This window comes from Winogradskyella vincentii (assembly GCF_020166345.1).
Classification (GTDB): Bacteria; Bacteroidota; Bacteroidia; order Flavobacteriales; family Flavobacteriaceae; genus Winogradskyella; species Winogradskyella vincentii.
Map to the genome: position 1 here is coordinate 97,782 of NZ_JAIUJS010000004.1, position 22,185 is coordinate 119,966.

20 protein-coding genes and 1 tRNA gene are annotated in these 22,185 nt (G+C 34.4%); 18 read left to right on the forward strand and 3 right to left on the reverse strand.

Annotated features, from left to right (window positions below):
* Together hypD and hypF are read right to left on the reverse strand one after the other, a co-directional pair.
* Positions 1-1,092, reverse strand: a complete 1,092-nt coding sequence (gene hypD / locus LBV24_RS09020; RefSeq protein ID WP_224478322.1) for a hydrogenase formation protein HypD — start codon at positions 1,090-1,092, stop codon at positions 1-3.
* Positions 1,089-3,350: a carbamoyltransferase HypF gene (hypF, locus tag LBV24_RS09025; RefSeq protein WP_224478323.1), complete on the reverse strand. Its 2,262-nt coding sequence runs from the start codon at positions 3,348-3,350 to the stop codon at positions 1,089-1,091. The genes hypD and hypF overlap by 4 nt, the downstream gene beginning before the upstream one ends.
* 129 nt (positions 3,351-3,479) lie before the next feature.
* Between hypF and hypA the strand changes: the two genes are divergently transcribed.
* The 9 genes from hypA to LBV24_RS09070 all read left to right on the forward strand — a co-directional run bounded on the left by hypA (position 3,480) and on the right by LBV24_RS09070 (position 13,292).
* A complete protein-coding gene (gene hypA / locus LBV24_RS09030) occupies positions 3,480-3,821 on the forward strand; it encodes a hydrogenase maturation nickel metallochaperone HypA (RefSeq protein ID WP_224478324.1) in 342 nt (113 codons plus the stop codon).
* Between the two features lie 109 nt (positions 3,822-3,930).
* A complete protein-coding gene (locus LBV24_RS09035) occupies positions 3,931-5,757 on the forward strand; it encodes an NAD(P)H-dependent oxidoreductase subunit E (protein ID WP_224478325.1) in 1,827 nt (608 codons plus the stop codon).
* Positions 5,750-7,018: an NADH-quinone oxidoreductase subunit B family protein gene (locus LBV24_RS09040; protein ID WP_224478326.1), complete on the forward strand. Its 1,269-nt coding sequence runs from the start codon at positions 5,750-5,752 to the stop codon at positions 7,016-7,018. Before LBV24_RS09035 ends, LBV24_RS09040 begins: the two co-directional genes overlap by 8 nt.
* Before the next feature lie 253 nt (positions 7,019-7,271).
* Complete coding sequence (locus LBV24_RS09045; protein ID WP_394371127.1) at positions 7,272-9,002, forward strand: NAD(P)H-dependent oxidoreductase subunit E; 1,731 nt, start codon at positions 7,272-7,274, stop codon at positions 9,000-9,002.
* A gap of 16 nt (positions 9,003-9,018) precedes the next feature.
* Positions 9,019-10,284 (forward strand): NADH-quinone oxidoreductase subunit B family protein, encoded by a 1,266-nt coding sequence (locus LBV24_RS09050; RefSeq protein ID WP_224478328.1) that lies wholly within the window; start codon positions 9,019-9,021, stop codon positions 10,282-10,284.
* A 14-nt stretch (positions 10,285-10,298) separates the two neighbouring features.
* Positions 10,299-11,753: a Ni/Fe hydrogenase subunit alpha gene (locus tag LBV24_RS09055; RefSeq protein ID WP_224478329.1), complete on the forward strand. Its 1,455-nt coding sequence runs from the start codon at positions 10,299-10,301 to the stop codon at positions 11,751-11,753.
* Complete coding sequence (locus tag LBV24_RS09060; protein WP_224478330.1) at positions 11,734-12,207, forward strand: hydrogenase maturation protease; 474 nt, start codon at positions 11,734-11,736, stop codon at positions 12,205-12,207. Before LBV24_RS09055 ends, LBV24_RS09060 begins: the two co-directional genes overlap by 20 nt.
* A 3-nt stretch (positions 12,208-12,210) precedes the next feature.
* Positions 12,211-13,041: a hydrogenase nickel incorporation protein HypB gene (hypB, locus tag LBV24_RS09065; RefSeq protein ID WP_224478331.1), complete on the forward strand. Its 831-nt coding sequence runs from the start codon at positions 12,211-12,213 to the stop codon at positions 13,039-13,041.
* A 2-nt stretch (positions 13,042-13,043) separates the two neighbouring features.
* On the forward strand, positions 13,044-13,292 hold the full coding sequence (locus LBV24_RS09070; RefSeq protein WP_224478332.1) for a HypC/HybG/HupF family hydrogenase formation chaperone: 249 nt from the start codon (positions 13,044-13,046) through the stop codon (positions 13,290-13,292).
* A 92-nt stretch (positions 13,293-13,384) separates the two neighbouring features.
* On the opposite strand, the gene LBV24_RS09075 is transcribed toward LBV24_RS09070, so the two are convergent.
* Positions 13,385-13,459, reverse strand: a tRNA-Pro gene (locus LBV24_RS09075).
* A gap of 97 nt (positions 13,460-13,556) precedes the next feature.
* Here LBV24_RS09075 and LBV24_RS09080 point away from each other — a divergent pair.
* The 9 genes from LBV24_RS09080 to LBV24_RS09120 all read left to right on the forward strand — a co-directional run bounded on the left by LBV24_RS09080 (position 13,557) and on the right by LBV24_RS09120 (position 22,184).
* Positions 13,557-14,660 carry a PQQ-dependent sugar dehydrogenase gene (locus LBV24_RS09080; protein ID WP_394371118.1) on the forward strand — a complete coding sequence of 368 codons (1,104 nt, stop codon included), beginning with the start codon at positions 13,557-13,559 and terminating at the stop codon, positions 14,658-14,660.
* Between the two features lie 96 nt (positions 14,661-14,756).
* Positions 14,757-15,362, forward strand: a complete 606-nt coding sequence (udk, locus tag LBV24_RS09085) for a uridine kinase (RefSeq protein WP_224478333.1) — start codon at positions 14,757-14,759, stop codon at positions 15,360-15,362.
* Positions 15,362-15,688, forward strand: a complete 327-nt coding sequence (locus LBV24_RS09090) for an FtsB family cell division protein (RefSeq protein WP_224478334.1) — start codon at positions 15,362-15,364, stop codon at positions 15,686-15,688. Before udk ends, LBV24_RS09090 begins: the two co-directional genes overlap by 1 nt.
* Positions 15,681-17,048, forward strand: coding sequence for a methylmalonyl-CoA mutase subunit beta (locus tag LBV24_RS09095; protein ID WP_224478335.1), 1,368 nt, complete (start codon positions 15,681-15,683; stop codon positions 17,046-17,048). Before LBV24_RS09090 ends, LBV24_RS09095 begins: the two co-directional genes overlap by 8 nt.
* Positions 17,049-17,051: 3 nt before the next feature.
* On the forward strand, positions 17,052-17,696 hold the full coding sequence (locus LBV24_RS09100) for a hypothetical protein (RefSeq protein ID WP_224478336.1): 645 nt from the start codon (positions 17,052-17,054) through the stop codon (positions 17,694-17,696).
* Positions 17,690-19,813: a methylmalonyl-CoA mutase gene (scpA, locus tag LBV24_RS09105; protein ID WP_224478617.1), complete on the forward strand. Its 2,124-nt coding sequence runs from the start codon at positions 17,690-17,692 to the stop codon at positions 19,811-19,813. The genes LBV24_RS09100 and scpA overlap by 7 nt, the downstream gene beginning before the upstream one ends.
* Before the next feature lie 107 nt (positions 19,814-19,920).
* The gene (locus LBV24_RS09110) at positions 19,921-20,703 is read left to right on the forward strand and encodes a ParA family protein (protein WP_224478337.1); all 783 of its coding nucleotides are present in this window, start codon (positions 19,921-19,923) and stop codon (positions 20,701-20,703) included.
* Positions 20,687-21,589: a ParB/RepB/Spo0J family partition protein gene (locus tag LBV24_RS09115; RefSeq protein WP_224478338.1), complete on the forward strand. Its 903-nt coding sequence runs from the start codon at positions 20,687-20,689 to the stop codon at positions 21,587-21,589. Before LBV24_RS09110 ends, LBV24_RS09115 begins: the two co-directional genes overlap by 17 nt.
* A complete protein-coding gene (locus LBV24_RS09120) occupies positions 21,579-22,184 on the forward strand; it encodes a DUF5683 domain-containing protein (protein WP_224478339.1) in 606 nt (201 codons plus the stop codon). The genes LBV24_RS09115 and LBV24_RS09120 overlap by 11 nt, the downstream gene beginning before the upstream one ends.
* Position 22,185: the final 1 nt, after the last annotated feature.

Genomic DNA, 22,185 nt, shown 5'->3' on the forward strand with positions numbered 1-22,185 from the left:
TTATTTAATAAGGTGATTTGAAAAATGATAATATGCCGCACAGGCCCCTTCAGAAGAAACCATTGGAGCTCCAAGAGGATTTGAAGGGTTGCAAGCCTTGCCAAATTGCTTACACTGATTTGGTTTTTTAATTCCTTTAAGTATATCACTTGCTATACAATCTGAATTCTCTACAACCTTGATATTTTGAATACCAAACTTGTGCTCAGCGTCAAAATCCTTGAAAGATTTGGTCATAACATAACCGCTATTTGGAATTTCGCCTATACCACGCCATTCTCTATTTCCAATTTCGAAAATTTGATTAATGACTGCTTTGGCAGCCATATTACCTTCTTCTTTAACAGCTCTCGAATATTGATTCTCAACTTTATAGGTTTTATTCTCTAACTGTTTAATGGCCATATAAATCCCCTCTACTAAATCTACAGGTTCAAATCCAGTTACCACTATTGGTATTTTGTATTTCTCTGCTAGATTATGATATTCCTCATAACCCATTATTGTGCAGACATGACCTGCCGCCAAAAACGCATTAACGTTACAAAACTTATCATCTAGTATAGCTTCCATTGCAGGTGGCACTAATACATGAGAAACCAAAATAGAATAATTCTTTAAACCCAGTTTCTGAGCATGTAATACTGACAGCGCATTGGCTGGTGCGGTTGTTTCAAAACCAACGGCAAAAAAAACCACTTCTCTATTAGGGTTATTCTTCGCAACATTAACAGCCTCAATTGGAGAATATAAAATTCTTAAATCACCTCCATCTGCTTTAGCTTCCAAAAGGCTCTTTTTACTTCCTGGAACTCTCACCATATCACCAAATGAACAGACAATAACATCATTCTCAAGCAATTCAATAGCTTTGTCAATTAAGTTTAATGGTGTTACGCAAACTGGACATCCAGGACCATGAATCATGCGAACATTTTCAGGCAAAAGATCTAAGATTCCATTTTTAACCAAACTGTGGGTTTGACCACCACAGATTTCCATAATATTCCAAGGTTGAGTAACGCTTTCTTTGATTTTTCCTAAAAACCGTTTAGTTGCTTCTAAATTTCTATATTCATTTAAATATTTCATGAATCTACGCCATTCAAATAATACATTATTTGTCCTAAGGATATGTTCTCGTCATTTGGACTTAAGTTACGATTAAAAAACAACTCATACTCATTTCCAGCTATTTCCTTGAGCATATCCAAAAGAACCGTATTTTGAAAAACACCTCCTGAACATGCAATACTTTTTATACCATTGTGGTTAGCCACATCTATGATGAGTTTAGCCAATGTGAATAAAAAATTACATATTATTTGGGGTTTTTCTATTCCGCTATCAATATCTGATTGAACACCATTAATAATTGCATTGGCAGATAGATGGTCATTACCAAAAACTGAAGCATAAGAGTTACACTTTTTTAAATCATAACCAAGTACATGGTTTTCTAATTTTATGGCTGCCTCCCCTTCATATGTATTTATGTCACATATATCTAGCAATGAGGCTACAGCATCAAAAAGTCGTCCGACTGAAGAGGTCTTAAGTTTATTCTTTTTCTTAAGTTCTTTGTAAATTTTAGTCTCTTTCGGATTAAACTTTTTAGTCATGATCGAGGCAACTTCATCAACTAAAGAGAATAAAGACAGCCTAGGCTCCTTCGCCATTTTATCACCAGCCAACCAATCGTAGTAATCAAAATGTGCAATACGCTGCATCTTGCCATTATGGTATTTAAAGAATTCTCCTCCCCATATTTGATGATCGTTACCAAAACCCGTACCGTCCCACACTACACCTAAAATTTCTTTTGGACTAGTAAACAAAGAATGTTCTGCTAATATAGATGCAAAATGAGCTTTATGATGTTGAATTTCTTGAAATTCTGCTCCTATAGATTCTGCCAGTTCCTTACCAAATAATGTGCTTTGGTATGAAGGATGTTTATCTACCAAAACTACAGCAGGTTTTTGCTGGAAAATATTCATAAAACTGGATGATTCCTTACCAAAACGCTCATAAACCCCGTAATTATCCAAATGACCTAGATACTGACTTATGTAGATATAATCGTTTGGCATATAGCTAATTGTGCTTTTTAGATGTGCACCCATGGCCATGACATTTTTCTTATTTTCAATCTTGGGAGCATAATAATTAGGCGCAAAACCTCTAGAACGCCTAAAAAGAACTCTTTCATTAGAATTATTACTAACTTTTATAACCGAATCATCTTGAGGGTGTTCTATTTTAAGGTTATGTAACAGAAAATAATCTGCTATAGAACCAAGAAGTTCCAAGGCCTCTAAGTTATCACTTAAAACAGGAGAGCCACTAATATTACCACTTGTTGCAACAATAGGAAAATCAATTTCGTTGGCCAATAATTGTAAAAGAGGAGAATTAGGTAACATAACGCCCAATTGATTTAATCCTGGAGCTACACTAGATGCAATGGGAGTTTTGTTTTTAATTGAAGTTGGTATTATTACAATTGGTCGTTCTACAGCAGTTAACTCTTTTTCAATATCCAAATTGATACTGAAGTGAGTTTTAAGCTTTTCAACTGATGGATATAGAAGCGCAAAAGGTTTTTCTGGACGATTTTTTTTCTGCCTCAATTTGCGTACTACATTATCATTTCTTGCATCACAGCATAACAAAAATCCACTTGTATTTTTAATAGCTATAATACTCTCCTCTATCAGTAATCTATGAATTGTATTAAATATTAATGCGTTGTTCGTAGATACAAGCTCTGACTCGTTATCTATTAATTTAAGTTGAATCCCACATTCTCCGCATGAATTTGTTTGAGAATGAAAGCGTCTATTCCTAGGGTCGCTATATTCATTTTCACAAGCTTGGCACATTTTAAACTCGTCTATGCTTGTATGATGTCTTTCAAATGGAAACGTCTTAGTTATTGCCCATCGAGGACCACAGTGAACGCACGTAGTAAAAGGATAGTTATATCTGGCATTTTTAGGATCATTAATTTCGTTTTTACATTTATCGCATATACCAAAATCTGGAGTAAGTTGGAGATTTAACCCACTTGCATTCTCTGACGGAATTATCTTAAAATCTTTGAATTTTTTGTGATTAACTTCTGTGATATAGTGTTTATCAATTTTTGACAAAATAGGAGCTTCCTTTAGAAGAGCTTTATAAAATGAATCAACAATTTCTTTTGATGCCTGTGCAAAAATAATTACGCCTTCTTCATTGTTAGACACCGTACCATTTACATCTAACATTTCTGCTAAATTAAAGACAAAGGGACGAAAACCAACTCCTTGTACTTGACCCGATATTACTATTTTGACGGTTTGCAAACCCATATAATTCTATATCATAATAAGCAATGTAAAATAACATTAGTAAGATATGACATCATATGATTTTTGTCATACGATTTGTGGTAAAAATGAACTAACATTGGTATATCATTAAATGTAAAAGGCATGCATGAATTGTCAATTGCAATGGGTATTGTAGATATTGCTGAAAAGGAGACAACAAAAGCTAACGCCAATAAAGTAAATCTTATAGAGCTGGAAATTGGCACTTTAGCAGGAATTGAATTTGAAGCTTTAGATTTTGTTTGGTCATCTGCAGTAAAGGGCACCATTTTAGAAAATGCTAAGAAGAAAATCACAAAAGTGAATGGAAGCGCAAAATGCCATGACTGCAGCATGGTTTTTCAATTAGATGATTTAATTGAAAATTGTCCAAGTTGCAAAAGCTATGCAAAAACAATTATCCAAGGCAAAGAACTAGTAGTTAAATCACTTGAGGTCTCTTAATTACATTTATTAAGTCACCCATTTTATAAATGTTCAAATAAATGATGTAGGTCATTTATTGAACTGTTTATCTTATATAAATTTCGCCATTAATCATAAGTCTCGTTTTATGATACCAAATAACCACATTACCCAACGTACAAATTTAGTTAATGTTCTCTGGGACATTCAGAAAAAAAGACGGTTCATCAATAAAGATGATATTGCCAAAATTGCAAACGAATTTGATATTTCTAAAACTGAGCTAGAAGGCATCATTTCGTTTTATCATTTCTTTCATTTTAAAGATGCAGGAAAGTACACCATTTACCTTAATTGCTCAACAATTTCAAAACTTCATAATTATCATGAGGTTAAGAAAGCATTTGAGGATGAATTAGGTATAAAAATGGGAAATACAACCAAAGACAAAATGTTTGGCCTTTTTAAAACGTCATGTATTGGACTAAGTGACCAAGAAACGGCAGCACTTATTAACTATTACCCATTTACCAATTTAACGGCTGAAAAAGCAAGGACTGTAGTATCAAAAATTAGGGAAGGCCAGTCCTTACAATCAATTTGTGATTTTCCAAAAGATAACATACAGTATAAACCAAAGGATGAGAAAAAAACTATTTTTTTCAAACCTTTTAAGATGGGAGAAGGATTAGAGCAACTAAAAGACCTAAGTCCTGAGGACGTTATTAAAATGGTAGAAGACTCTAAACTATCTGGTAGAGGTGGTGCATTCTTTCCAACAGGAGTCAAATGGAAATTTTGTAGAAACAATGCTTCAGACCAAAAATATATTATCTGTAATGCTGATGAGGGTGAACCAGGCACCTTTAAAGATAGGGTTTTGTTGAACACCTATCCAGAATTGTTAATAGAAGGAATGGCAATTGCCGGTTATGCAGTTGGCGCCACTGAAGGATACATTTATCTGCGAGCAGAATATAAATACTTAAAAGATCGGATTGATAATGCCATAGAAAAATTCAAAAATGCCAAATTACTTGGAAAGGAAATTCTAGGTATTGAGAATTTTAATTTCAATGTTAAAGTTTTTATGGGTGCTGGAGCATATGTATGTGGTGAAGAAACCGCACTCATCGCTTCAATGGAAGGCAAAAGAGGTGAACCAACAACCAAAGAATATTTTCCAGTAGAAAAGGGCTACTTAGGTAAACCAACAGTAGTAAACAATGTAGAAACTTTATGTGCAGTGCCAAGAATATTAGAAATAGGACTCAAGAACTACTTGTCTATAGGTACAGAATCAACACCTGGAACTAAACTGCTTAGCGTTTCTGGTGACTGCACAAAACCAGGAGTTTATGAAATTGAATGGGGAATGAAGTTGAGAGACTTCCTTTCACTTATTGGTGCAAAAGACCCTCATATGATTCTCTTTAATGGATTTGCTGGTGAATGTTTGTCCATGGTAGATTTTGATCGTGAAATTTCAGGTGAAAACCTATTATCAGAACAAATTCAATTTCAGTTTAAAGATCCTATAGAATATGCCTATAAAATGAGTGGTGTAGGTCTTAGAAGTGGAGGTTCTTTTATGGTGTTCAATAAATCTAGGAGCATCATTTCAATTCTTAAAAATGTTACAGACTTCTTTGTAGCTGAATCCTGTGGCATATGTGTTCCTTGTAGAACCGGTAATTTCCTGTTATCAAGAAAGATAGATAAAATAAAACTTGGTCATGGCAATAAGGCGGATATGGAGGAAATTCAAGAATGGAGCCATATCATTAAACAATCCAGTCGTTGTGGTCTAGGGAAAACATCAACCAATTGTTTATTGACGGCAATGCTCAAGTTTCCTGAGGAGTTTGAAAAACTAACCCAGAATGAGAGTAATTTTAATGGCTCTTTTAATATTAATAAGGCCACACATAACTATGATACTATAATCCAAGAAATAGAAAGTACTTATGACTAATATTGTTAACATAACCATAGATGGCAAAAAGTACAAGGCGCAAAAAGGCAAGAACCTTGTTAATGTTGCTAAAGAGAACGGATTATACATTCCTACTTTATGTCATTTTCGCGAAGTAGACCCTCCATTAGGAACCTGCAGAATTTGTACGGTTGAAGTTGACGGCAAAACAACCTCTGGATGTACTACCAAGGTCTATGAAGGAATGAACGTAGAAATAAATAATCCTGAACTTTTAAATACCAGAAAGGCAATTATAGAAATGTTGTTTGCTGAGGGAAATCATTTTTGCCCATCGTGCGAGAAGAGCGGCAATTGCGATATGCAAAATTTGGGATATGATATGGGAATCACCGTTTCACGTTTTCCACATGTTTACAGCAAGAAGTTGGTTGATTTTACTTCAGACAGGATGATAATGGAGTCTAACAGATGTATTTTGTGTAAACGATGTGTGGAAGAAATTAAAACGAAAGACGGAAAAGATGTATTCTCATTTGTTAAAAGGGGTGTTGGTACAAGAGTACAAATAGATTATGAAGAAGAAGCCAAATTAACGGATGAGGAGGCACTTTATGCTATGTCGATTTGCCCAGTGGGAGCAATTTTAGTAAAAGGTATAGCATATGAACAACCATTTGGTAAACGCAAGTATGATAAAGGTGGTAATTCTAAGCAGGTACTCATCAATGAAAAATTAAAAAGAAAATCTAAAGATGGCAAATTTGTTGTTGCCACTACTTCTCTAGCCGGTTGCTTTGGTTGTCATATGTCCTTACTGGATATTAATACGGAGTTATTAGATGTGTTAGAAATTGTAGAATTTAATAAATCACCATTAACGGATATCAAGAAGTTTAGTAAACAATGTGATATTGGACTTGTAGAAGGAGGTTGTGCAAATTCAGAAAACATTGAAGTACTTAAAGAGTTTAGGAAAAAATGTGACATCCTTGTAGTTTTCGGCGAATGTGCAATAATGGGTGGAATACCAGCTATGCGTAATTTTATATCACTTAAGGAATGTCTTGAGGAAGCTTACATAAATGGACTTACCACAGAACTTGGAGCAAATGTTATCCCAAACCATGAGGATATACCAAAAATGCTAGATAAAGTATATCCATGTAATGAAATTGTAAAAGTCGATTATTTCATACCAGGATGTCCACCAAATGCAAATCATATATGGAAAGTTATAAAGAACATTCTTTTAGAGGAAGAATATTCTATAACCCATGAAGAATTTAAATATGATTAATTCAATGAAGTTTCAATAATAAATCAAAAATGATTATTAAAACAACATCAAAGATTATTAGAACCAAACTTCTTTGGTGTTGTTTATTTTTAAAACTATTTAAATTTTAAATGTAATTTTTATGATATCCTCAAAATACATGACAAAAATCATGTCTTTTTTAAATTATTTACATTTATTTTATTACGTGAATCTACCCTAGCCAGATTTGCATTACGTTCTTTAATTAAATGATCAGGTCTTAAATGAACTAATTATGGACAGAACACATCTTTTAAATGAATTATGGCAATATCAGCTCAAATTCGGATTTATTTCTGACAAGGCTATTTCCAGAATTTCAAAAAAACTAAACGTTTCTATTGTTGAAATTGAAAGCGTCATAACTTTTTATCACTTTTTTCATCAAAAACCTACGGGCGAATACATTATATACCTTAACAATAGTATCATTTCTGATATAAAGGGATATGAAGCTGTAAAAGCCGCCTTTGAGAAAGAAACCGGTTGTACGTTTAATGAAGATGGCGATAAGGAATTCTCACTTTTTGACACCTCATGTATTGGGATGAGTGATCAAGAACCTGCTGCTTTAATTAATTTCCTTCCGTTCACGGATCTTACACCTAATAAAGTAAAACATATTATAGCGAGTCTAAAAAATGGTGAAAATCTAGAGGACTTAGCTAGTAAAACCAAGAGTAAAATACAATACCATCCAGAAGGTGAAAAAGCAATCATTTTCAGGCCATATGAAATGGGGAAAAGTATTGAGGAAGGTTTAAAGTTTACTCCAGAAGAAATTGTAAATAAAATTTCTAAGGCCAAATTGTTAGGCCTGGGTGGAGCTTTTTTTCCAGTGGGTTACAAATGGAATTCTTGTAAAAATAATGAGGCAGACACAAAATACATTATCTGCAATGCAGATGAAGGAGAGCCAGGAACATTTAAAGATCGTGCATTGTTTCAATATTTGCCAGGACTGGTTATTGAAGGAATGATTTTAGCGGGATACGCTACTGGTGCAAAAGAAGGTATTATTTATCTAAGAGCAGAATACCAATATTTTAAGGACAAAATAGAAGATGTATTATCTGTGTTCAGAAAAGCCAATTTATTAGGAGAAAACATATTAGGTGTTAAAGATTTTGATTTTGAAATCCGAATACAACTTGGTGCAGGTTCCTATGTATGTGGCGCAGCCTCAGCATTAATAGAATCACTTGAAGGTCGCAGAGGTGAACCTCCTGTTAGATTTTGGTCCGCTACTAAACACGGATTTAGACACAAACCAACTGTAGTAAATAATGTAGAAACATTAGCTTATGCATCACGAATTATTGAATTAGGAGAAGATCATTTTCTAAGCATGGGTACAGAAGAATCTCCTGGCACTAAACTTTTAAGTATTTCCGGAGATGTCGCAAAACCTGGTATATATGAAATAGAATTTGGCACTTCAATAATTGATCTACTAGGTATTGAGATGAGTCAAGCCACATCACCGTATTTCATTCAAGTTAGCGGACCATCAGGTGAGTGCGTTAATAATACTGAATTCAATAGAAGAATCTGCAAAGAGGATATAATGTGCGGCGGTTCATTTATGGTATTTAACCGAACTAGAGATATACTGAATATTCTAAGAAACTTTATGGAGTTTTTTAAAGAAGAATCTTGCGGTGTATGCACACCATGTAGAGCAGGCAACTATATTTTAACAGAAAAGGTTAAGAAAATGCAACGCGGACTGTCAAGTCAAGAAGATATAGAGGAAATTAAACAATGGGGTAAGATTATTAAGTTGTCCAGTCGTTGTGGTTTAGGTAAATCATCTCCTAATAGTTTAATCTATGCGGTAGATAAATTCAAAGATTATTTCAATCTTAAAATTCCTCCAACAAATGAATTTCTGAATGTTGAGTTCGACATGGAAGACGCAGTTCAGGAATTTGACAGTTTTATTAAAGACACACAAACATAGTTTGACATATAATTATATGAAAGAAGTAAAGTTTAAAATAGATGGCAGAGAATGTACCGCATTGAAGGGACAGAACCTAATTGAAGCTGCTAAAGCAAATGGCATCTTTATACCAACACTTTGTTACTTTAAGCATCTCAATCCATTGGGAAGTTGTAGAATCTGTACGGTCAAAAACAACGGCAGACCAATTGCAGGATGTACATTAACCATCGATGAAGGGATGGATATTGAAGTTAATTCTGCAGAACTTCTCGATCTTCGTAAGGCTATTTTAGAAATGATGTTTGTAGAAGGGAACCACTTCTGCCCTTCTTGTGAAAAAAGTGGCGATTGCGAAATGCAAAACCTAGGTTATGAAACCGGTATTAGATATGCACGATTCCCGCATCTTTTTGTAGATAGGGTTGTTGATGCCAGACCAGAACGGATTGTTGTTAATCAAAACCGATGCATAAAATGTAAACGCTGTATAGAAGAAATAGAAACCAATGATGGCCATAAGGTGTTTAATTTTACAAACAGAGGAAACCAAACAATGGTATCGGTTGACTATGAACAGGAGGCCAAACTCTCTGAGCAACAAGCAGAACATGCTATGCGAATTTGCCCTACAGGCTCAATATTGGTTAAAGGTAAATCCTTCGGTAAACCATTTGGCGATAGACAATATGACTTTGCTAAAGCCGATACTAATATCCCTTTGACAGACCTTAAAAAACATATCAAAAAGGACAAAAAGAAAAAACGTGTAGCTACAACATCACTTGCCGGATGCTTTGGTTGCCACATGTCAATGCTTGATATTGATTTAGGCTTATTTGACCTTGTGGATATTGTAGAATTCGACAAATCACCATTAACCGATTTCAAAAAGTTCGATGAGCGTTGTGATATAGGTTTAATTGAAGGAGGATGTTGTAATACAGACAATATTGAAGTACTCAGAAAATTCAGAAAGCATTGTGACATACTAATTTCTGTTGGTGAGTGTGCAATTTGGGGTGGTGTACCTGCAATCAGGAACACCCTACCATTAGAAGATTGCTTGAAAGAAGCATACTTAGATTCTTTAACAAGTGAAGAAAATGAAACGGTTATTCCAAACCATGAGGATATACCAAAAATATTAGATAAAGTGTACTGCAACCATGAAGTGGTTAAAATAGATTATCACATTCCTGGTTGTCCACCAAATGCCAATCACATTTGGAATGTTGTAAAGAATATTCTTTTTGAAGAAGACTATTCTATAACCTACCCAGAATTTAAATATGACTAGATAAAAGTATTGATATGAGTAATAGAAAATTAGTTATAGAACCTGTAACCCGTGTAGAAGGACATGGTAAGGTGACTATTAAATTAGATGAAAATGGTAAAGTTGAGGATGCTTTTTTACATATCGTAGAATTTAGAGGTTTTGAGAAGTTTATCCAAGGGCATCCATATTGGGAAGCACCTGTGCTAGTACAACGCCTATGTGGTATATGTCCTGTAAGCCATCATCTCGCCGCAGCCAAAGCCATTGACCAGTTAGTAGGTATCGATCCAGATAGCCTATCACCTATCGCAACTAAACTAAGAAGACTGTTGCATTATGGCCAGATATTCCAATCACATGCATTACACTTCTTTTATTTGGCATCACCAGATTTACTATTTGGAGTCGACGCACCTGCAGAAAAGAGAAATGTAGTCGCTGTAGCAACAGAAAATAAAGAATTGGCTAAAAAAGGCATATTGATGCGAAAATTTGGCCAAGAAATAATCAAGGCACTTGCAGGCAAAAAAATCCATGGTATACTAGCCGTTCCAGGCGGTGTACATAAAACTTTTATGCCAGAAGAACGTGACTACTTCCTCGATGGAAAAGAAATCCCGAACATTGACACAATGATTGAGTGGAGTAAGGAAATAGTTGACTTTATGAAATCATATCATGCTGAAAATGCGAAATGGATAGATAGCTTCGCAAGGTATCCATCAAACCATTTAAGCTTAGTTCATAAAGAAACCGGAGCCTTAGAGTTATACGATGGCCGACTTCGATCAATAGATGCAAGAGGTAAAGAATTAATGAATATTGCTGATATTGAATATAGTTATCACTTCAAGGAAGCCGTAGAACCTTGGTCCTATCTGAAATTCCCTTACATGAAAGAATATGGCAGGGAGAATGGTTGGAATCGTGTCGGACCACTTGCTCGAATAAACACCTGTACTCATATTAATACGCCGTTAGCCGAAGCTGAACGCAAAATATTTAAGGCATATACTAAAGACTTTCCAAATAACATGACCATGCATACGCATTGGGCACGTTTAATTGAAATGTTGCATTGTGCCGAGTTGATGAAAGAATTACTTTTAGATGATGATATCATGGGTAATGATTTAGTAAGAAAAGGCACCACTAGAAATAAAGGTATTGGTATTATTGAAGCACCTAGAGGTACATTAATTCATGAGTACCATACAGATGACAAGGGCTTAATTACAAAATGTAATCTTATTGTTTCAACTACTCATAATAATGAAGCAATGAACCGAGGAGTAAGATCTGTAGCAAAAGAAGTTCTTAGTGAAAAACCAGAGATTACTGAACCAATGCTTAATCAAATTGAAATAGCAATTAGAGCATACGACCCATGCTTGAGTTGTGCAACTCATGCTTTAGGTCAGATGCCTTTAATTGTGCGGTTAGAAGACTATCAAGGTAATATCATAGATGAAAAAGTTAGGTCATAAAACAATAATAATTGGAATAGGAAATAACGGTCGTCAAGATGACGGCTTGGGATGGTCTTTTTTGGATCTCATAAACGAAGACGAGTTACCATTTGATTTGGAATATCGGTACCAACTTCAAATTGAGGATGCCGAACTCATTTCAAAATATGATAATGTAATTTTTGTTGATGCTTGTAAAACTGAAATTGAGGAAGGCTACGATCTGTATCCTTGCCTACCTGCTGATAATTATAGTTTCAGTACGCATGCTCTATCACCAGAAACAATTTTGTATATTACTAATGAGTTATACAACATTAACCCAAATGCTCAAATTTTGGCTATTCACGGTATAAATTATGAGTTGGAAATTGGCTTAAGCAGTATAGCATCTAAAAATTTAAAACGAGCGTATAAATACTTTAAGGACAAAATAGCATCAAAGTATTTTGTCTTGACTAAAAACTATTAAAATATGTGTGGAACTTGTGGTTGTGGCACCGGTGAAAGCGGCGTTGCCATTCAAAATCCAAAAGAAATAAAGAACAGAGAACATCACCACCATCATGATGGCCATACACATAGTCATGAACACCATCATGATCATTCACATGGCCATGACCATCATCATCGCGATGATCACAGTCATAAAAGAACTGTGATTGAGGTAGAACAAGATATTCTTCATCATAACGAAATTATGGCTTCAAGAAATAGAGGCTATTTTGACGCTAAGAATATTTTTGCGCTCAATTTGGTAAGCTCTCCTGGATCTGGTAAAACCTCTATTCTTGAACGAACACTTACAGATTTAAAACCTGAAGTGCCATTTTATGTGATAGAAGGCGATCAAAAAACCATGAATGATGCTAACAGAATTGATGCTTTAGATATTCCTGTTATTCAAATAAATACAGGTAAAGGATGCCATTTGGAAAGTGATATGGTATACGAGGCTATTAAGAAATTAAGTATGGTGGATAATTCAGTACTAATGATTGAAAATGTTGGTAATCTCGTTTGCCCATCCATGTTTAATCTAGGCGAATCAAAAAGAGTTGTGATAATTAGTACTACCGAAGGAGAAGATAAACCTGTTAAATATCCAGATATGTTTCATTCTTCAGATATTTGCATCATAAACAAAATAGACCTTTTGCCTTATTTAAACATTAATATTGAAAAGCTTAAAGAATATGCACTTCAGGTTAACCCTAATCTTGTATTCTTTGAGATTTCTGCTACTTCTGGTGAAGGGATGGATACTTGGTATGATTGGTTGAAATCTAATTTAAAAAGCGAGTAAAAATGTGCCTTTCAATTCCGGGAAAATTAGAAGAAATATTATCTAGTGATGATGATATATTTAGAACAGGGAAAGTTTCCTTTGACGGTGTTATTAAAGAAGTGAGTCTTGCACTTGTACCTGAGGTAAAGACAGGAGATTATGTTTTGGTTCATGCTGGTGCTGCAATTAGTATTATAGATGAGGTTGAAGCAAAAAAAACCTTTGAGATTTTAAAAGAGCTAGATGAATTAAATGATTTAGACAATTGATTAGGGTAAAAGACAAAAAGTATTATTTACCCAAAAACATTGAATGAATAGAATAAAAAAAGCTCAGATGCATCTGAGCTTTTTCTTTTAAGTCGGGGTGGCAGGATTCGAACCTGCGACCTCCGCGTCCCAAACGCGGCGCGATAACCGGGCTACGCTACACCCCGAAAAATGGGTATCAATTTTGGATTGCAAATATATTATTTTTCTTTATAATCCAACAACAATTATCTAACTTTAGAAATTAATTTAAGAATAAATCAAATGATGAGATTCAAACCCTTAATCCTGGCTTTAATACTAATAACTACCATTGCTTGTGCTCAAGATAAAAATCCAAAAAACAATGAAAATAGTCACGAAGTCGTAGTATCCGATTTAACCATTCCCTGGGGTTTCACGTTTTTACCTGACGGATCAATGCTTATAAATGAAAAAGCAGGACAACTAATTCATTTTAAAAATGGTAAGAAGATTGAAATTTCAGGATTACCTGATATATATGTCCGTGGCCAAGGAGGTTTAATGGATATTATATTACACCCTAATTATAAAAATAATGGATGGATATATTTGTCATATGCTTCAACCACGGGTAAAGGCAATGGAGGAAACACAACTATAGCAAGAGCGAAACTTAGTAATAAAACACTTATTAATTTTGAAGTTCTCTATAAAGCTGAACCAAATTCTTCAGCTGGACAGCATTTTGGATCTCGACTTGTTTTTGATAGCGACGGTTATTTATTCTTCACAATTGGTGATAGAGGTAATAGAGACGTTAATCCACAGGATATAACAAGGGATTGTGGTAAAGTATACCGAATAAACGATAATGGTTCAATACCTAAGGACAATCCATTTATTAATTCAAATAATGCTATAAAAGCCATTTATTCTTATGGCCACAGAAATCCTCAAGGTATGACACTACATCCTGAAACTAAAGAAATTTGGACCCATGAACATGGACCGAAAGGTGGTGATGAAATTAATATTATTAATAAGGGTAAAAATTATGGATGGCCTGTTATCAGCTACGGTGTAAATTATAGTGGAACAAAATTCACTGATATTACTGAAAAAGAGGGTATGGAGCAACCTTTTCATTATTGGGATCCGTCAATAGCACCAAGTGGGATGGCTTTTATAAATAGTGATAAATATGGTAACTGGAATGGCAATTTACTGATAGGCTCATTAAAATTTCAATATCTTAATATGTGTACACTTAAAAATGGAAAAATAATTAAAGAAGAACGACTCCTTAATGGTTTAGGAAGAGTTAGAAGTGTAGAACAAGGACCTGATGGCTATATTTATGTAGGAATTGAAAATTTAGGAATTGTAAAATTATTGAGAGAATAAAAAATATTATATTACTATACAAGAAGTGACATTTGTCATTAAAATACATCCCTAAATACCTAACTTTGTGCCTAACTAATTTTATAATTTTATTTAATGCTAATAATTGGAATTGCCGGTGGAACTGGATGTGGTAAAACTACAGTAGTAGACACGATACTAAAAGAATTACCTGAAGGCGAAGTTGGTGTTATCTCCCAAGATTCCTATTACAAAGACACCTCTCACCTTAGTTATGACGAGCGTGTCAAAATTAATTTTGACCACCCAAGATCAATCGATTTTGATTTGTTGGTAGACCATTTAAAACAACTTAAAGCCGGCAAAACAATTGAGCAACCTGTTTATTCTTTCGTTAAGCACAATAGAACAGGAGATACTGTAAACACCCATCCTAGAAAAGTTATAATTGTAGAAGGTATATTAATACTTACCAACAAAGAATTGCGTGATTTATTTGATATTAAAATCTACGTACATGCAGATTCAGACGAACGATTAATCCGTAGGCTTAAGCGCGACATAAGTGAGCGTGGTAGGGACATTGAAGAGGTTTTATCGCGTTATCAAAACACGTTAAAACCAATGCACGAACAGTTTATTGAACCAATGAAGGAATATGCAGACATAATCATCCCTAACAACAGATACAACACAGTAGCAGTGGATATCGTTAAAACTATAATTAACGACAAATTGTAATGGCAAAACTCAAATCTAAATACTTCAAACCATTTAAAAATATATACTTCATTGTATTATTAGGTTTCGCAATATGGATGCTATTCTTTGACGCCCATTCTTGGTTGTTTCACCATGAATTAAATACGGATATTAAAGAATTAGAATATCAGAAGCAACACTATAAAAATGAAATGGCTAAAGACAATAAAGCTATTAAAGAGTTAAGTACCGAAGAAGGTGTTGAACGCATGGCCAGAGAAACCTATAATATGAAAAAACCAAATGAAGATATTTATATCATAGAATACGAAGATAGCATAGCAAAAAACAACCAAGATGAATAAGACGTTATTTAATGAGTTTGAGGGAGTATCCTCAAAAGCTTGGAAGCAAAAAATACAAGTAGACCTCAAAGGCGCTGATTATAATGATACTCTGATCTGGAACACTAACGATGGTATAGATGTTAAACCATTTTATCACTCAGATGAATTAAGTGAGTTACCCGAAGTATCATTAAGTCAAGCAACTAATTGGAAGATTTGCCAACACATCGTTGTAAAAGAGACTATTGAGGCTAATAAAACAGCCAAGGACGCAATTAAAAGAGGAGCGGAAAGTCTCATTTTAGAAATTAAGAACGAATCAGCGAATGTTGAAGAACTATTGCAGGGTTTGGATACCGTAAACATTCCAATCTTTATTAAAAATAGATTTTTATCCAATGACTTTGTTCAAAAATATTCCAGCAAGTCAAGGAGCACTATTGTATTCCTTAATGATATTATCGGGAATTTATCAAAAACAGGGAACTGGTTTGAGTCTCTAAAAGAAGATCATATCAGATTTGAATCCATTGTTAAAGCTACAAATCAAATTGCAATTGATTTGAGTTTGTATCAAAATGCAGGTGCAAATAATATTCAACAATTAGCATATGCATTGTCACACGCAAATGAATATTTAAATCATTTTGATACTATTCTTGATCCGGATTCGAAAAAATCACTTCAAGTTATATTTACAGTAAGTGTTGGTTCTAATTATTTCTTTGAGATTGCTAAACTCAGAGCTTTACGTGAAATATGGACCGTTTTAGCAAAAGAGTATAATGTCAATACTAGTTGTACCATATTGGCAACTCCTAGTAAACGTAACAAAACAATTTACGATTATAACGTGAATATGTTACGCACCACAACAGAATGCATGAGTGCTATTTTAGGTGGTGCTGATGTAATCTGTAATTTACCATATGACAGCCTATATCATGAATCTAATGAGTTTGGTAATAGAATTTCAAGAAATCAATTATTGGTAATTAAAAAGGAGAGCTACTTAGACAAGGTAAATAATCCTTCTGACGGTGCTTATTATATTGAATCATTAACCAATCAAATAGGTGAAAAAGCTATTAATCTTTTTAAGGAGATTGAAAGCAATGGAGGGTTTTTAACACAATTAAAATATGGTACTATTCAAAGAAAAATAAAAGATAGTGCAAAGCAAGAACAAGAAGATTTTGATTCTGGAAAACTTGTGTTGTTAGGTACAAATAAGCACCCTAATCCTAATGATAAAATGAAAGAAAATCTTGAAAAAAGTCCTTTCTTATCTAAAGTATCTAGAAAAACTTTAATTGAACCAATTATTGAGAAAAGATTATCTGAAAAATTGGAAATCAGCAGGTTAAATAAAGAATAATTTATGGTATTGAGAAAATCTATAGTTGTTTTTTTATTTATTTGTTGTCTATTTTCAACATCCTGTTTGGAGGTTGCAAAAGGCATAACGGATTGGACGCAAATTGAAGACATTGAGACCATAGATGGTAAAACACATTACCTAGGTGATGATGGAATAAAACTGTTTTTGCCAACTAGTTTTAATCGTTATTCAACGATAGATTATTTGAAACTTTTGGATTCCCTGGCGACTGACAATAAGGAGTTAGAAATAGAGCGTACCAGATTAAAACATATGAGGGAAATGGAAGGCAATCATTACATATATTTTGATGACGCAGTTAATGCAACATATACGCTAAACACAGTCCCTTTTACTCCAATTTCTCGACAGGATGCAAAGTTCCTTTTAGGTATAATTAGACAAAATCAAGAAGAATTATCACAGAATTCAGATTTAGATTATACCAAAATAACAGCTAAGCATAATGATAATGGCAAAACACAGGTGTTTAAGGCCATTTTTAAAATTGAAAATAAAAAACTAGAACAACAGGCATTTCAACATGCTTATTTTATATCGTCAAATAAAAAAACTGTCCTAATAAATCTAATGGCTCCGTTTGAGGTTTATTTTGACCCGTTTATTGAGAAAATGATATTATGAGAAAATCAATTCAACATATCAGTTTAAAATCAAAAAAGAACACTTCAATCAAGAAAGAAGCGTCAATTTTTCATACTGCAGAAGACATTGAAGTTAAATCAACCTATTCAAAAAAAGATATTCAAGATTTTGAACATCTAGATTTTGTTGCAGGCATTGCACCTAATCTTCGTGGGCCTTATTCTACTATGTATGTTAGACGACCTTGGACCATCAGACAATATGCTGGTTTTTCAACAGCTGAAGAAAGTAATGCTTTTTACAGACGAAATTTAGCTGCTGGCCAAAAAGGATTGTCCGTTGCATTTGATTTAGCAACCCATAGAGGTTATGATTCTGACCACGAACGCGTTGTAGGTGATGTTGGTAAGGCTGGTGTTGCCATAGATTCGGTTGAAGATATGAAAGTTCTCTTTGACCAAATCCCTCTAAATAAAATGTCTGTGTCTATGACAATGAATGGTGCTGTTTTACCAATTATGGCCTTTTATATTGTCGCAGCAGAAGAGCAAGGTGTTAAACCAGAACAGTTAGCAGGTACTATTCAAAATGATATCCTTAAGGAATTCATGGTACGAAATACTTACATCTACCCTCCTACACCATCTATGAAAATTATATCAGACATTTTTGAATATACTAGTCAAAATATGCCTCGATTTAATAGTATTAGTATATCTGGATACCACATGCAAGAAGCTGGAGCAACTTGCGACATTGAATTAGCCTATACGCTTGCTGACGGACTACAATATATAAGAAAGGGACTAGAAGCTGGAATGGATATAGATACCTTTGCTCCTAGACTTTCATTCTTCTGGGCCATAGGAATGAATCACTTTATGGAAATAGCCAAAATGCGTGCAGCGCGTATGCTATGGGCTAAATTGGTAAAACAATTCAATCCAAAGAATCCAAAATCATTGGCATTGCGCACACATAGTCAAACATCTGGTTGGAGCTTAACAGAACAGGATCCTTTTAACAATGTGGCAAGAACTTGTATTGAGGCTGCGGCGGCTGCATTTGGTGGTACACAAAGTTTACATACCAATGCATTAGACGAAGCAATTGCACTACCTACAGATTTCTCTGCGAGGATTGCAAGAAACACACAGATTTATCTGCAGGAAGAAACACATATAACCAAAACTGTAGATCCTTGGGCTGGAAGTTATTATGTAGAAAGCCTAACCAATGAAATTGCCCATAAAGCTTGGAAACTTATTGAAGAAGTTGAAGAATTAGGCGGAATGACTAAGGCTATTGAAGCAGGTATTCCAAAACTTAGAATTGAAGAAGCCGCTGCCAGAAAACAGGCTAGAATAGATTCTGGACAAGACATAATTGTAGGTGTTAATGCATATCAGTTAGAACAAGAGCACCCACTACATATTTTAGAAGTAGATAATCAGACTGTTAGAAATCAACAAATAGAACGATTAGATAAGTTAAAGGCCGAGCGCAATAAGAAAGACGTTGAAGCGGCTTTAAATAAATTAACTGAAGCTGCTAAATCAGGACATGAAAATTTACTAGCTTTGGCAGTAGATGCGGCAAGGAAACGCGCAACTTTAGGTGAAATAAGTGATGCGTTAGAAGCAGAATTTGGACGTTACAAAGCACAAATCAAATCTTTTTCAGGAGTGTATAGTAAAGAAATCAAAGATGATAAAAGCTTTAAAAAAGCAAGGGAATTAGCTGATAAGTTTGCTGAGCAAGACGGTCGTAGACCTCGTATTATGATTGCCAAAATGGGACAAGACGGTCATGATAGAGGTGCTAAAGTAGTGGCTACAGGCTATGCTGATGTTGGCTTTGATGTAGATATTGGCCCTCTGTTTCAAACACCAAAAGAAGCAGCGAAGCAAGCGGTAGAAAATGATGTACATATACTTGGAGTTTCTTCCTTGGCAGCTGGTCACAAAACACTAGTCCCACAAGTAATTGAAGAATTAAAATCTTACGGAAGAGATGATATTATGGTTATTGTTGGAGGTGTAATCCCTAAGCAAGACTACCAATTTTTATTCGATTCTGGTGCAGTAGCTGTTTTTGGACCAGGAACTAAAATAAGTGAAGCTGCAATTCAAATTTTAGAGATATTGATAGATTAACAATTGTAAATTATTCAAAAAAATTAAGGGATAACCTGTTAACAACTTCCGTTTTCAAAACCCATAATTAATTGTATTTTTAAACCCTATTAAAACCAAATCATTTAATGGGTAAAATCATTGCAATTGCTAACCAAAAAGGAGGTGTCGGCAAAACCACAACATCGGTTAATTTAGCGGCCTCTCTTGGTGTATTAGAAAAGAAAGTCCTACTTATTGACGCAGATCCTCAAGCCAATGCCAGTTCTGGTTTAGGCGTAAATGTAGATGCTGTTGAAATTGGCTCTTATCAAGTGCTCGAGCATACACAATTGGCAAAAGATGCCATTGTAAAATCAAATGCACCAAATGTTGATATTATACCAGCGCATATTGATCTAGTAGCAATAGAAATTGAACTAGTTGATAAAGATGAGCGTGAGTACATGCTAAAAAAGGCGATTGCCGATATCAAATCAGATTACGATTATATTTTAATTGATTGTGCACCTTCCTTAGGATTATTAACTTTAAATGCGTTAACTGCTTCAGATTCGGTCATAATACCGATTCAGTGCGAATATTTTGCACTTGAAGGTCTTGGTAAACTGTTAAATACTATTAAAAGTGTACAGAAAATACACAATGAGGCGTTAGATATAGAAGGTATGTTATTAACCATGTTTGATTCTCGCTTGAGGCTTTCTAACCAAGTGGTTGAAGAGGTACAAAAACATTTTAGTAATATGGTATTTGAAACTATTATTCAACGAAATGTAAGATTAGGTGAGGCCCCAAGCTACGGTGAAAGCATTATAAACTATGACGTTAGTAGTAAAGGAGCATCAAACTATTTGAGTTTAGCCAAAGAGTTGATTAATAAAAATGAAGTATATGGCGAAAGCAACTAAAAAACAAGCTTTAGGAAGAGGACTTTCTGCCTTATTGAAGGATCCAGATAATGATATTAATTCTGCAGAGGATAAAAATGCGGATAAGGTTGTTGGTAATATTGTTGAATTAGATATAGAAAGTATTGAGGTAAATCCATTTCAACCTAGAACCAATTTTAACGAAGAGTCATTAAGAGAATTGGCTTCCTCGATTAGGGAACTAGGTGTGATTCAGCCTATAACGGTTAGAAAATTAGCGTTCAACAAATATCAACTTGTATCTGGTGAAAGACGATATAGAGCTTCTAGACTAATTGGGTTAAAGACAATTCCAGCATACATAAGAATTGCGAACGATCAAGAGTCTTTAGAAATGGCTTTGGTTGAAAACATTCAAAGACAAGACTTAGACCCAATAGAAATTGCTTTATCCTACCAACGTTTAATTGACGAAATCAATCTTACCCAAGAACAAATGAGTGAGCGTGTTGGAAAAAAACGCTCCACAATAGCAAACTACTTGCGGCTATTAAAACTAGACCCAATTATTCAAACTGGAATGCGTGATGGTTTTATTAGTATGGGCCATGGTAGAGCTATGGTTAATATTGAAAGCCAAATAGACCAGCTTGAAGTTTATGAAAAAGTTATCTCCAACAAACTTTCAGTAAGAGCAACAGAGCAATTAGTGAAAAACTTAAATGGTCCACAAGACCCTAAAAAAGAAGAGTCCACTTCTGAAATGCCTAAGTTTATTAAGAAAGGAATTAAAGATTTCTCCGAATATTTTGGTCATAAAATAGATGTTAAACTAGCCAAAAATGGAAGCGGTAAAATTACTATACCATTTCACTCAGAAGAAGATTTTAATAGAATAAAAAAATTAGTTCAACGTGCTAAATAAGCATTTATATACACTTTGTCTGTGCTTATTTTCAGTCTGCCTATTATTTTCTCAAAAGGAAAAGGATAGCACAAACATTGGATTAGACAAAGATCTCGTTCAAATTAATCAAAGTATAGTTGAAACAACACCAATTGATCCTCTGAGGCCGTCTAAGGCAGCCTTTTATTCGGCAATATTACCTGGATTAGGACAAGCTTACAATAAGAAATACTGGAAAATACCAATTGTTTGGGGAGCTATAGGTACAGGCGTTTACTTTTATGTGAAAAATGATAAGCAGTTCGATAGGTTTCGTGATGCATATAAACGCAGATTAGCTGGTTTTACTGACGATGAGTTTTATGGAGATGGTACCACACCACAAATATCTGATGACGGTCTAATACGTGCTCAAGAACTATACCGGCGAAATAAGGAGGTCTCTTTGTTAATCACTATTGGTTTGTATGCATTAAACATTATAGATGCAAATGTTGATGCACATCTACTTCAATTTAATGTTGATGAAAATTTATCATTGAGGCCACATTACCAATACAATGAAATGGAGAATAGTTCGGATTTAGGAGTAACTGTAAATTTTAAATTTTAGA